A 12,871-nucleotide genomic window follows, 5' to 3' on the forward strand; every position below is an offset into this window, starting at 1 on the left:
TCTTTTGTCGGGTGTGTGGTGGCGGATCAGCGCTTTTCCGCTGCGGGCGGGATATGAAGGCGGATTTCCACGCGCAGACCGCCCTCCGGACGGTTAGTCAGGGTCAACGCCCCCTCTTCCTGCTCCACCGCCTTTGCCACGATGGCGAGGCCAAGGCCCAGCCCGCGCGTATTCCGCTGTCTTGCTTCATCCAGGCGGGCAAAGGGCTTCAGCACTTCCTGCAACTTGTCGTCAGGAATGCCGGGGCCGTCATCCTCGACACAGATCAGCACCTCCCCACTGCGCCGCTCCACGCTCACATCGGCGCGATGACCATAGTGCAGGGCATTTTCGACAAGGTTCATCACCGCGCGGCGAAGCAGCATCGGACGGGCGTCCATTTCCAGATGATCGGGCCCTTCATAGGTGACGTCCGCGCCTTGGTCCTGAAAAGCATCGACGACTGTCGCCACCGTCACCGCCACGTCGGTGCGAACGACAGGCTCGCCATTTTTCTCGCCGACAAGAAAGGCCAGAAGGGAATCGATCATCGCACCCATTTCGGCCAAATCTCCCGCCATGGCCTCCTGCGCTTCGGCATCGCCGATCCCCTCCAGCCGCAATTGCAACCGGGCGAGCGGGGTTCGCAGGTCATGCCCCACCGCCGCCAGCGTCTCGGTGCGCTCCGTGATCAGGCGGTGGATACGCTTCTGCATCGCGTTGAATGCGCGGATCAGGTCTCGCACGTCGCTGGTGCCGCCTTCCGCGACAATCACCTCGTCGCTTAGGCCGATATGCTCGGTGGCCTTCGTCAGGTCCTTCAGCGGCGCGAGCGTCCGCCGGATCAGCATCCCACCCGCCAGCATCAGCGCGACGACGGGGATGAGCGCTAGGCCCATGCGGCCGATGGTGAAGGTCCATTGACCTCCGCTATGCCGCATGCCGAAATAGAGCCAGCTCCTGTCCGGCAGCTGCAACCCGCCATTGATTTGCGATACGCGTCCGGGCGAAGCGAGCCGCAGCCACAGCCGTGACCGTTCCAGGCTGGGTTCCCAAGTAATGATCTGCCGACGCATCCGCTCTAGTTCGGGAGCCAGCGTAGGTGGCGGCGGCGATGCCGGGGTCCAGTGGACATCGTAGCGATCGGTGGTCAGCTGGATAGCCATCGCATGCCGGTCGCCTGCGGGCTGCTCCGCCACGAGCTTGCGTGCGATGACGAGATGCTCGGCGAGCCGCCGCGCTTCGTCATCCTGCAAGGAGAGATGGCCCGCACGCTCATAGATCAGCGTGCCGACCGCAAATTCCAGGGTCAGCGCGAGCAGCAGGATCGCCAGCAGCCGGCCGACCAGACCCAGCGACCGGCTGACATGCAATCTCAAGCGCGGCTGACTTCTGCGTTGAACATGTAGCCGACGCCGCGCACCGTCGTGATCGGCGCTGACTTGCCCTCGGTCGAAAGCTTGCGGCGCAGGCGGCTCACCAGCACATCGATGCTGCGGTCGGAGCTGTCGCCCATGCGCGTGCGCGACAGTTCGATCAGCCGCTCGCGGGCGATGACGCGCTGCGGGTGGCTGAGGAAGGAGCCGAGCAGATCGAACTCCGCGCCGGTGAGGTCCACGATCGCGCCGGTGGGCGAACGCAGCTCACGGCGGGGAAAGTTGACGATCCACCCGTCGAAGCGAGCCTCATTTTCCCGATGGTCGTCGGGCCCGCGCTCCACGCCGACACGACGCAGGATGGCGCGGATGCGGGCAATCAGTTCGCGCGTGCCGAAGGGCTTTGGGAGATAATCGTCGGCGCCCAGTTCCAGGCCGACGATCCGGTCGGTTTCGCTGCCCTTGGCGCTGATGAAGATGATCGGGACGTCGCTGTTGCGCCGGATCTGACGGCAAAGGTCGATGCCGTTGGTGCCAGGGAGCATGACGTCGAGTACGACAAGGTCAACCGGGCCAGCATCGAACGCGACCCACATTTCCGGCCCCGATGAAGCGGGCCGGACCTGATAACCATGTTCCTGAAGCGCCCGCGCCGTCAGCGTGCGCAGCGGCGGGTCGTCCTCTACCAGGATGATCGTGGGAGCGGTCATCCCAGCAATTTCACGCAACGAAAACAGCTCATGTGTCGCGGGATAAGGGGGGCTGATGGAAGGGTCAACCGGACGTTGCCACAGAAACCCGTTGAAACCAGATCAGCAACAATTTGTCATGCGAGGGACAATCCGGGGCTCTCCCCAGCAAGATTGTCATGCCGGGCCCGGCGTAGCGAGGCCCGGCATGATCAACTTAGAAAGCAGCCGTCAGAGAGAAGACCACCTGACCGCGCGCGATCGATTCACCGAAGTCATCGGCATCCTGAACCATGAAGTTCGGACGGATGTAGGTTTCGTCCGAACGCTTGATGTCGGTATCGACATAGGCGACGCCCAGGGTCAGCGGCGTGCCCGGGATCGCAACGTCCGCGCCCACCAGCCAGTCAAGATATTTGCCGGTCGGAGCGACCGAGGTGCCGTTCGGGCCAAGGCCGGGGTTGCCGTCCGAATAGCCCAGATGGGCCTTCAGCGAAACCGGGGTTCCAGGCACAGCGCCGCTCACATCGCCCCAGATATAAAGGTTATCTTCCTTATCGCCCGGACGATCAGGGATGCCGGTCGCATTGCTGGCTGCAGTGCTATACCAGTTGCCCAGAGCCTGCTGCTTGGGCGCATAGGCGACGCCGAGCAGACCCTTGACCGGACCGAATTCGCTCGACAGCTTCACATAGGGTTCGGCGAAGTCGGTCTTGTCCGCGCCCGACGGGTACATGTACCAGGTAAGGCCGACGTCCAGCGTCGCGCCGCCCAGCGGGATGGCGTAACCGGCGAACAGGTCGAGTTCCATGTTGGAGCCGCCGAACTGGCCCCAGCCAGCCAGGTTCGAAGCCCAGGTGCCCGCATAGAGGCCGCTTTCATGCGTGGCGGTGATGCCGCCCTGAATGGCCATGCCCTTGTCGGTCTGCGACACGCCGCGGAAACGGTAGTCGGAAACCAGCGCGACGCTGCCCGATACGGTGACGGGACCTTCGGCTTCTTCCTGAGCGAATGCCGGCGCGCTCGACATCAAGGCGAGGGCAGCACAGGCGATCTGATATTTCATGAAACATTCCCCTTATTGGTAAGAATGTTCCGTCCTGCGTCCGCGCCGGCTCGAAGGTCTGTGCGCCTTCGATTACCCGCGGATTGAGCCCAAGCTATGGTGCGCCTGCACAAAGAGAAATGGGCTTTTGCCGCAAGTGCGAAGGCGACCTGCAGGCTGTGCCGTGCAGGCCACGGTTATTGTCTAAGTGACTTCCAGATGTGTCTAATTGATTTCCAATTTGGGAATGAACGCAAAAAAGAGCCGCCGCGCCATCGGGAACTGGCGCGGCGGCTCACGTCGCCTGGAGGGGATTAGGGATCAGGCGACGAGGTTGCGTAACCGTCCTGTGGCGCCCGACAGCTCAACGCTGACGCCTGTGCCGCGACGGCGGTCGATCCACTCCCGCACCATCTCGGCGCAGGTATGGTCGATATGGGATAGCCGCTCGACATTCAGGATTACCCGGCGCTCGGCGGGAACCGATTCCAACTTTGCCGATAATTTGGGCAGGGTGAGGAAGGTGGCGGTGCCATGCAGCGCCACTTCATGGGCATCGTCGCGATGATCTTCGTCGAGACCCAGCCCAAGACGGCGCGCATGGGGCACGAGTTCGAGCAGCGACAGGCCGATGCCGACCAGGACGCCGGTGAGAAGATCAGTGGTCACCACCATGATCAGCGTCACCGCCCACACTACGGCCGGGAGCGGGCCGTAACGATGCAGCAGATGCTTTACATGATCGACGCTGACCAGCCGCACGCCGGTCACGACTAGAATGCCCGCCAGAGCCGCCATCGGAATCTCGCGCAGTAGCCAGGGCAGCAGCGCGACGAAGCCCAATATCCAGATGCCGTGCAGGATGGCGGACAGACGCGTCTTCGCACCCGCTTGGACGTTCGCGGAACTGCGGACGATAACGCCGGTCATCGGCAGCGCACCGGCAAAGCCGCAAAGCAGATTGCCGACGCCCTGGGCGCTCAATTCCCGGTTGTAGTTGGTGCGCGCACCGTCATGCATCCGATCGACTGCTGCCGCCGACAGCAATGTTTCGGCGCTGGCGATGAAGGCGATCGCGACGGCGGTGGTCAGGATGGCGGGATTCATCAGCTGCTGGAGCAATCCCTGTTCGGGCAAGGAGACCGCCGCAACGATGGACTCGGGCACCACGACACGCGCAACCGGCAGGCCCAGGATGAACGCCACCAGCGTCGCCAGCACGACGCCGACGAGAGCGCCAGGCAGTAACTTCATCGACGCGGGCCGAAGCTTTTCCCAGCCCAGCATGCCGCCGATCGTGACAAGGCCGATCGCAAAGGCCGTCGCGGCATCCTGATTGCTAAGGCCGAAGATCTGCCCCGGCATAGCCAAAAGGTTCGCAAGACCGCTGGACAGCGGCTTGTCATCGAACAGCACATGGAACTGGCCGACCACGATCAGCACGCCGATACCGGCGAGCATGCCATGAACCACCGCGGGCGAGATGGCGCGGAACCAGCCGCCGACCCTCAGCAATCCCGCGACGACCTGGATCGCACCCGCCAGGATCAAGATAGGTCCGAGCGCGGAAAGCCCCTGTTCCCGCACGATTTCGAAGACGATGACGGCAAGGCCCGCCGCCGGGCCGCTGACCTGCAGCGGCGAACCAGCCAGGAGGCCAACAACGATGCCGCCGATGATGCCGGTGATCAGCCCCTTTTCCGGTGGTACGCCGGATGCGACGGCGATGCCCATGCAAAGAGGCATCGCCACCAGGAACACGACGATCGAAGCGGTGAAATCTCGGCTAAACGTGCCGCCGGAAAGCGCTTTCAACATGGCTTACTCCGCCGCCTGGGCGTAAACCGCTTCAGCAGCGAGGCGGCGGCCATGGGGCAGCGCGATCGGCATCGGCTGGCCTTCGCGCAGCGGCAGAAAGCGGCCGGTTTCGCCGTCGAGGCCGAGCACTTGACCTGCATGGATATCGACATACCAGCCGTGCAGCGCGATTTCGCCGCGAGCGATGCCTGACGCGACCGAGGGGTGGGTGCGCAAATGGGCAAGCTGCGTAACGACATTTTCCAGCGCCATGTTGCGCAGCTTTTCAGCGTCGGTGAGATCGTCGGGATAGCTTTCGCGGCAAACTTTCTGTGCGGCATGGCTGTGCCGCAACCAAGCCGCGACATTGGGCATGTTGGTCAGGTCGGCATTGGTGGACAGCGCCTTCATCGCGCCGCAGTCGCTATGGCCGCACACGATGATGTCGCGCACGCCCAGCACCATCACCGCATATTCGACGGTGGACGTTACCCCGCCATTCTGCGTGGCGTGCGGTGGCACGATATTGCCTGCATTACGGCAGACGAACAGGTCACCAGGCTGCGCCTGCATGATATGTTCCGGCACGATGCGGGAATCCGCGCAGGAGATCATCAGCGCCTTGGGGCTCTGACCATGGCTGGCCAGTTGATTGTAGAGCGCGCTCTCGTTCGGGAAGACCTGGGTCTCGAAGCTGAACACGCGACCGATAAGCTCGTTCATGGCTTCTCTATCCTTCTTGTTTCTCGCCGGTCAGGGGGCAGACCGGCCTGATCATGAAGGATAGGAAGTCGCTTTTGCTGCGTCGCAGCGGATTTGTTAAATAGTATGTCTGCTTGGTTTTTTTGGGCTTAGCGCCGTTCGACGGCTGCGCTCAGCATGTAACCCGCGCCGCGCACGGTGACGATCGGCGCGGCCCGCCCGCCCCGGCTCAGCTTTCGCCGCAGGCGGCTGACGAGCACATCCACGCTGCGGTCGGACGAAGGGGCGTCGCGAACGCCAGCCAATTCCATCAGCCGCGCGCGTGCGATCACCGTCTGGGCGTGATCCAGCAACACGGCCAGCAATGAAAACTCGGCAGCCGTCAGTTCGACAAGATCGCCTAGTTCGTCGCTCACCTCGCGCCGGGCGAAATCGACGCGCCAGCCATCGAACCGCGCCTCGCTGCGCGCGCGCAGTCCTATTGCCCGTTCATTTCTGCCGCGCCGCAGCACCGCGCGCAGCCGCGCGGCGAGTTCGCGATGGGAATAGGGCTTCGCGACGTAATCATCCGCGCCCAATTCCAGTCCGACGACGCGATCGACTTCACTGCTGTTGGCGCCGACCAGGATGATCGGCACGTCACTGCGCTCTCGCACGTCGCGGCACAGGTCCATGCCGTCCGGCCCGCGCAGCGCTGCATCGAGCACCAGCACGCCGACCGGCATGGCCTTAAGAGCATTCCATATGTCCGATGCCGAGGCGGCGGGGAGCGCGCGAAATCCGCTTCGCTCCAGATATTCGCGCACTTGATGGCGCAAATCCTGCTGTTCCTCGGCAATCAGGACCAGCGGTGGACTCATCCGCCCTTCACGGCCAGGCTGTTGATCCCGTCCAGTTCGTTCAGCAGGACGGCGCGGTCCTGCTGCGCCACGCTCAGCGCTTCGCCCGAACGGGCGCTGGAATAGCGGGCGATCTCAGCGCTCACCTGGCTGCGTGCGGCTTCACAGGAGCCGGCATGGCTGCCCGCGATGGGTGCGAAACGATGGATGGGCTTGGCGACCGCTGCCAGCGGGCGACCCTGCGCCGTCACCCCGCGGTTGACCACGAGTTCCGCCTGCCAGCGGCAGACCGGCGTGGCGGGGCGATTCGCGAAACGGGGCTCGACCTGCTGGAAGCGCACGGTCGAAACAGTCTCATAGCTTGCCTGATAGGCGGTCGCGGCGTGGCTGAGTTCGGCGGTATGAACAGGCGCGGCGGCCGACAGGGTCGCGGCCGAGGCAATGATGAGGAACATGGGAAGACGTCTCCTTCGCGTGCCAATGCACTGCGAAGGCTCTAGGCGCGACAAATGTCTCCGAAATTTGCCGGATGTTACAAATTATTGCTGAAGCCCATCGACGCCCGCTTACGCATCGCAGCTATCGGCAAGGCAGGCATGGCTTGCGCATCCCCTGCGACATGATCGAGCAAGGCAGACAGCCAGGCGGCATCTGCAGCGGCCCGGTGACGTTCAGGATGACGAAGGTCCGCATATGCGACGGCCGAGGCGATGCGACTTTCGCCCGCGCCATGTTCGTTCAGCAGAATGGACACATGATCGATCATGAACGGAGCTTGCTCTCCGGCGGCTTGGGCCAGCGTTTCCAGCCAATATTGATCGATGGTGCTGTCGGCGACCGCCCGGCGACCGTCCATTGCTGCAAACAGCCGGTCGAGCACGGCCTCCACGGGGAGCCCGTCGCGATAAAGCCTGTCGCGTGTGATGCCGTGCAATGCCTGAGCTTCGGCAGTCCAGTCCCATCCCGCCCAGCTTTCATGAGGACGGATGAGCCAGCTCTGGCTCCGGCCGAATGAAGCGACGCCTACCTCGATTGGGAAGGACCGCCCATGCCGGGGAAGGCACGACGCTTCGAAATCGATCGCCACGATGGTCAAGACATTCTCCTGCTTCTCATGACCGTGTCCGCCCCCTTACCCGGACGCCCAGCCAGTTCGGAACGTCTATGGCGACCGACTATGTCACTTCAAAGTCAGGGCTCATCGGAAACGACACAAGCCGCTCCCCTCCGGCGACGGGCCGAGCTTTCGATCAAATTATCCCGGCAAGAGCGAAACTCATGCAACCGGATCATCATTTGCGTTTTTAACCCACGTCAGTCGCGCCCCGAGGCGATGGTGACGTCCAATCCTGGATGAGGATCGCTGCATGAAAATCGCTCAAATCGCGCCGCTGGCTGAAAGCGTGCCGCCCAAGCTTTATGGCGGTACAGAACGTATCGTGTCTTATCTGACCGAGGCGCTCGTCGATCAGGGGCATGATGTGACGTTATTCGCCAGCGGGGATTCGGTCACCCGCGCGGAACTTGTCCCGGTGACGGAGATGGCATTGCGGCTCAACCCCAATGTGCGCGACCCGATCCCTTATCATGTGATGCTGCTGGAGGCCGTGCGGCGGCGGGCCGACGAGTTCGACGCTCTGCATTTCCACATCGACCTCATCCACATGCCGCTCGTCCAGGACATTATCGGGCGATGCGTGACGACGCTGCACGGGCGGCTGGACCTGCCCGATCTGCCCGCCTTCTATCGCACCTTCCCCCATCATAGCCTCGTCTCGATCTCCGATCATCAGCGTCTGCCGATGCCGCCGGTCAATTGGGCGGGCACTATCTATCATGGGCTGCCATCGGACCTGTTGCCGCCCCGGATCGGCGGGGACGAGGGTTATCTCGCGTTTCTCGGGCGCATATCGCCGGAAAAGCGGCCCGACCGCGCCATCCGCATCGCCGCCCGCTCGGGCAAGCCGCTCAAGATCGCCGCAAAGATCGACAATGTGGACCGGGACTATTGGGAGAAAGAGATAGCGCCTCTGATCAACCTCTATCCCAACATCGACTTCATCGGCGAAATCAACGAGGCGCAAAAGGCTGAGTTCCTGGGAGGCGCCAGCGCCCTCCTGTTCCCCATCGACTGGCCCGAACCGTTCGGCCTAGTGATGATAGAGGCGATGGCCTGCGCCACGCCGGTCATCGCCTTCCGCTGCGGATCGGTGCCAGAGGTCATAGATCATGGCGTCTCGGGCTTCATAGTCGATGGCGAAGACCAAGCTGTCGAAGCCGTCGCTCGCCTTGGCGATCTTGACCGCAGCCGGGTGCGCGCCGCTTTCGACGCACGCTTCACGGCAGAGCGGATGGCAGCCGATTATGTTGGGCTCTACCATGCTCTGCCCGGGGCCCGTACCGACGCGGCGCGGCTTCGACGCGAGCGCGGCGAAGAAAACGGGCTTCACCTGCAAGTGGTCGGATGAGGAGAGTCGCATGACGGCGAGCCAGTTGAAGCCAGAAGCCCTGGCCACCGAACCGGCAAAGTCCCTGTCCCAGCAGCAGACTCAGTTTTTCATTCCGGCGACGGCGTCACTGCATGAGCGGCGTCCGCGGACGTTGAAGCATGGGGACAGCTTTGCGGTCTTCGACCATAGCGGCGACGCGATCGCGGGCCCCGGCAGTCCAGAGGGGCTCTATCATCGCGACACGCGACATTTGTCGCACCTTTATCTGACGATCAACGGTTCCCGGCCCATCCTGCTCAGCTCGGCCTTGCGCGATGACAATGCCATGCTGACCTGCGACCTCACGAATCCCGATTTTGCGGGCGATGACGGCCGGGTCGCAGTGGAACATGACCTTATCCACCTGCGGCGCACCCGTTTCCTTTGGGAAAGCGCGATCCATGAGCGGATCACCATCCGCAACTTTGATACGGACTCCCGGACGGTAACGGTCAATATCGGCTTTGCCGCCGATTTTGCCGACCTGTTCGAAATTCGCGGGATGACCCGGCTGCGCAAGGGGGAAATGAAGACGCCGGTCATCGGCGCGACCGATGCGCTGCTGGCATATGAAGGCCGCGATGCACGCACGCGCGAGACCCATCTCTGCTTCGATCCCCCGCCGCAGGAGTTGACCGAAAGCCATGCGGCGTTCGAAGTCACGGTTCCCGCGGGTGAGCGGCGCACCCTCTATATGCGGATTGCGTGCGAACGGCTCGATCCCCAGCCCGGCCCTTTCTCGCGTCAGTTCCTGAAGGCTCTGCGCGAATCCATGCAGTCGCTGAAACAGGCGCGCGCGCGCGGGGCGACGGTGCGGTCGTCCAACCCCCTGTTCGATGAAGTGACGCGGCGGTCGGTGGCCGACATCACCATGCTATCGACCGACACCGAATATGGGCCCTATCCTTATGCGGGCATTCCATGGTTCAGCACCGTTTTTGGCCGCGACGCCATCATCACGGCGCTTGAGACGCTCTGGCTCGACCCTGCGATCAGCCGGGGGGTGCTAGGCTATCTGGCCGAACATCAGGCAACTGCGTTCGATCCGGCCGCAGATGCCGAGCCGGGCAAAATCCTGCACGAAGTACGCCATGGCGAAATGGCCGAATTGGGGGAAGTGCCGTTCCGCCATTATTATGGCAGCATCGATTCCACGCCCTTGTTCGTCATGCTTGCCGGGGCCTATCTGGAGCGGACGGCCGACACCGCTTTCATCACCAAATTGCTGCCCAATATCGACGCGGCGCTACGGTGGATTGACGAGCATGGCGACCGGGACGGCGATGGCTTCGTCGAATATGGGCGGCTGACCGATCAGGGGCTCGCCAACCAAGGCTGGAAGGACAGCCATGACTCCGTCTTCCATGCCGATGGGTCGATCGCGCGCGGCCCGATCGCGCTCGCCGAAGTGCAGGCTTATGTCTACGGCGCGTGGCGAGCGGCCGAAGCCATCCATTGCACCTTAGGCGACGCGGCCCGTGGCCTGGACTATGGCGCGCGGGCCGACCGCTTCCGCGACCTTTTCGACGCCGCCTTCTTCGACGCGCAACTAGGCACCTATGTGCTGGCGCTCGATGGAGAAAAGAAGGCCTGCCGGGTGCGATCTTCAAATGCAGGCCATGTGCTCTTCACCGGCCTTGCACTGGCGAAGCGCGCGGAACCTGTCGTGCGCACATTGATGGCGCCTGCCTCTTTTTCGGGATGGGGCGTGCGCACCATCGCATCCACCGAGGCGCGCTATAACCCGATGAGCTATCATAATGGCTCGATCTGGCCGCACGACAACGCACTGATCGCGTCGGGCTTTTCGCGCTATGGCTACAGGAAGGAGGCGGCGAAGATTTTCGAAGGGCTCTTCGCAGCGGCCACCTATGTCGATCTCATGCGCTTGCCGGAACTCTTCTGCGGTTTCCCCCGGCGGCGGGCGCAGGGGCCGACATTCTACCCGGTTGCCTGCAGCCCGCAGGCCTGGTCTGCCGCAGCCCCGCTGTCGCTGATCCAGTCCAGCCTGGGCATCGGCTTCGACGTTGCGGCGGCGGAAATTTCCCTGTGTGAACCAGCGCTGCCCCGCTTCCTCGACGAATTGCGGCTCTATGGCCTCCGCGTGGGTGACGCGTCGGTCGATATCGCCTTTGACCGCATGGGCGACAAGGTGGTGGTGAAGCCGCTCGACCGGACCGGCTCGGCGCGGGTGGTTACGATCGCCTGATCGCAATCCTCGCCGGCTGCCGGGAGGCCACCTGGCCATATTTGCTGAGACAGGGACACAGAACCGCACCGAACCGCGCGTTAGTCAAACGCTTGATTCAAAAAGCCCCGCCTCACTGAAAGGAAGGCAGGGGCAAGTTTGGGTCGCAATGCAGGAAACCTGCGAGTACATAAGCTGTGTCGCGGACGATGGTTGCGACCTACCCCTTTTGCCCATATCCTTACGAATTAGGGTTATACCTAAAGTTAGGTAGCGAAAAGCCCCGCGCCTGCCTGCAGCGCGGGGCCTCCCCGGAGCTTTCGCTCTTGGCGCATTCAATGAACCAGACCGCGAGCGCGATCTATCCGGCAGCGGTAGTAATCCGGAATAGATAGATGATTTAACGCCGCATCCATGTTGCAGGGACAGCAGGAACGAAAAATGGGAGGCACGGACGATACGGGGGCAGCCGCGCCGTCATCATGGCAGGGACAAGTATCTGAAATCTTTGCCAGTCCGAGCGGAGGCTTGCCAGTGGCGCGCCAATTACCGTAAGCTGTACGTTAGAATGCGGCAGCCTTTCAGCGGTGGTAGATCGATTTCCCGCCGCACCGTCGCGGTCGCTATCAGACGGTGCCCATAGGAGAAAATCACGTGCCCGAGTTGAGCCTGCCCCGGTTGGGATTCACGAAAATCATCGTGGCCGATGTTGATCGCGCATTCGATTTCTACGCGAGTGCTAGGGGTCGAGGAACGCAGCCGTGTGCGAGCAGGCGCGGGTGACGAAGCTCTAGAGGAGATTATCTCCCACCCGGTCGGCCATGCCGATGCACCGCGCGACGCGCCAGAGCACGGCGTCCGCGTAGCCTTCCTCAAAGATGTAGAGGGACACATGATCGAGATCGTGCAACTAATTTAAGTCCGACGCTGGTCGCGCCCCGATCGGTGGCTGTCCCATTCATAGCACGCAGGAGCAACAATTGGCCGAAATTGCACATGATGAGCCTGTTTTGGCGGCTCCCCGCCGCCGGGGCCGTCCCCGCCGCCTGTCGCGCGAAGCCGTCATCAATGCCGCGATCTCCCTTCTTAGCGAAGTCGGGTTGGAGGGTTTTTCCCTGGCACCTTTAGCCAAGCGGCTGGAGGCTGGCGTGATGTCGCTCTACACCTACTTTCCAAACCGCGAACTGCTGCTCCTTGCCGTTGCGGACGCTATCTACGCGCGGTTCGAACCGCCCGCGCCCGGCGCTGCCTGGCAAGACCAGCTTCGGGGTTGGATGTGGGCCGTCGTTGATCTGTTCGACCGTCACCCTGTCGCTGTCCAACTCAGCATGTGGAACGGCCATGTATCGCCTGCCTGGCTGCGTACCTGGGCTCCGCTCGCCACGCTGCTGAGACAGCAGAAGTTAGAAGGTCAACGCCTCGCTTTTGCGCTAAGCTGGTTTACTACCGCAACCCTTGGCTTCATCTCATCGCAGCGGCAATCGCCTGAAAACCGCCGTGCAGAAACGCTTGCCCACGCCGCAACGCTTGAGCCTTCACTCCAGCAGCTCGCATCGGAGCTTTGGGCGGATTTCGAGTCAGTCGACAGGGATGCCGCACTGACATTCGGGTTCGACAACATCATCAACGGAATGGAGCGCCTCATTCGGTCGGACCAGGTCCCGTTGCCATCTCGTAGTGGCCGTTGGTCGGTGTCGGAACGCGCCGCTGCTGCTGGTCCCAAGATAGAAGGCGATTGACGACAAGCCTCAGTCCATCTATTTCCGT

The 12,871-nt window shown here is 62.7% G+C and carries 11 protein-coding genes; 3 read left to right on the plus strand and 8 right to left on the minus strand.

The genetic code is table 11. From position 1 onward, the window contains the following. Positions 1-26: 26 nt before the first annotated feature. From EP837_RS03550 to EP837_RS03585, 8 genes are all read right to left on the minus strand, one after another. Positions 27-1,358, minus strand: a complete 1,332-nt coding sequence (locus tag EP837_RS03550) for an ATP-binding protein (protein WP_066524514.1) — start codon at positions 1,356-1,358, stop codon at positions 27-29. Beyond that, the gene (locus EP837_RS03555; RefSeq protein ID WP_066524515.1) at positions 1,355-2,065 is read right to left on the minus strand and encodes a response regulator; all 711 of its coding nucleotides are present in this window, start codon (positions 2,063-2,065) and stop codon (positions 1,355-1,357) included. Before EP837_RS03555 ends, EP837_RS03550 begins: the two co-directional genes overlap by 4 nt. 196 nt (positions 2,066-2,261) lie before the next feature. After that, positions 2,262-3,110 (minus strand): TorF family putative porin, encoded by an 849-nt coding sequence (locus EP837_RS03560; protein WP_066524517.1) that lies wholly within the window; start codon positions 3,108-3,110, stop codon positions 2,262-2,264. Between the two features lie 300 nt (positions 3,111-3,410). After that, positions 3,411-4,907, minus strand: a complete 1,497-nt coding sequence (locus EP837_RS03565; protein ID WP_066524518.1) for a SulP family inorganic anion transporter — start codon at positions 4,905-4,907, stop codon at positions 3,411-3,413. 3 nt (positions 4,908-4,910) lie between these two features. Further along, positions 4,911-5,609 carry a carbonic anhydrase gene (locus tag EP837_RS03570; RefSeq protein ID WP_066524521.1) on the minus strand — a complete coding sequence of 233 codons (699 nt, stop codon included), beginning with the start codon at positions 5,607-5,609 and terminating at the stop codon, positions 4,911-4,913. Between the two features lie 128 nt (positions 5,610-5,737). Continuing rightward, a complete protein-coding gene (locus EP837_RS03575) occupies positions 5,738-6,448 on the minus strand; it encodes a response regulator transcription factor (RefSeq protein WP_066524523.1) in 711 nt (236 codons plus the stop codon). Continuing rightward, the gene (locus tag EP837_RS03580) at positions 6,445-6,882 is read right to left on the minus strand and encodes a hypothetical protein (RefSeq protein WP_066524524.1); all 438 of its coding nucleotides are present in this window, start codon (positions 6,880-6,882) and stop codon (positions 6,445-6,447) included. The genes EP837_RS03575 and EP837_RS03580 overlap by 4 nt, the downstream gene beginning before the upstream one ends. 77 nt (positions 6,883-6,959) lie before the next feature. Then, positions 6,960-7,523, minus strand: coding sequence for a 3'-5' exonuclease (locus EP837_RS03585; RefSeq protein WP_066524528.1), 564 nt, complete (start codon positions 7,521-7,523; stop codon positions 6,960-6,962). A gap of 271 nt (positions 7,524-7,794) precedes the next feature. Between EP837_RS03585 and EP837_RS03590 the strand changes: the two genes are divergently transcribed. The 3 genes from EP837_RS03590 (at position 7,795) to EP837_RS03605 (ending at position 12,843) form a co-directional block, all read left to right on the plus strand. Then, entirely contained in the window at positions 7,795-8,895 is a 1,101-nt protein-coding gene (locus EP837_RS03590) for a glycosyltransferase family 4 protein (RefSeq protein ID WP_066524529.1), read from the plus strand. A gap of 10 nt (positions 8,896-8,905) precedes the next feature. Next, positions 8,906-11,125 (plus strand): amylo-alpha-1,6-glucosidase, encoded by a 2,220-nt coding sequence (locus EP837_RS03595; protein ID WP_066524531.1) that lies wholly within the window; start codon positions 8,906-8,908, stop codon positions 11,123-11,125. A gap of 959 nt (positions 11,126-12,084) precedes the next feature. Beyond that, a complete protein-coding gene (locus EP837_RS03605) occupies positions 12,085-12,843 on the plus strand; it encodes a TetR/AcrR family transcriptional regulator C-terminal domain-containing protein (RefSeq protein ID WP_066524535.1) in 759 nt (252 codons plus the stop codon). Positions 12,844-12,871 lie beyond the last annotated feature (28 nt).

The organism is Sphingobium sp. EP60837 (assembly GCF_001658005.1).
GTDB lineage: Bacteria > Pseudomonadota > Alphaproteobacteria > Sphingomonadales > Sphingomonadaceae > Sphingobium > Sphingobium tyrosinilyticum.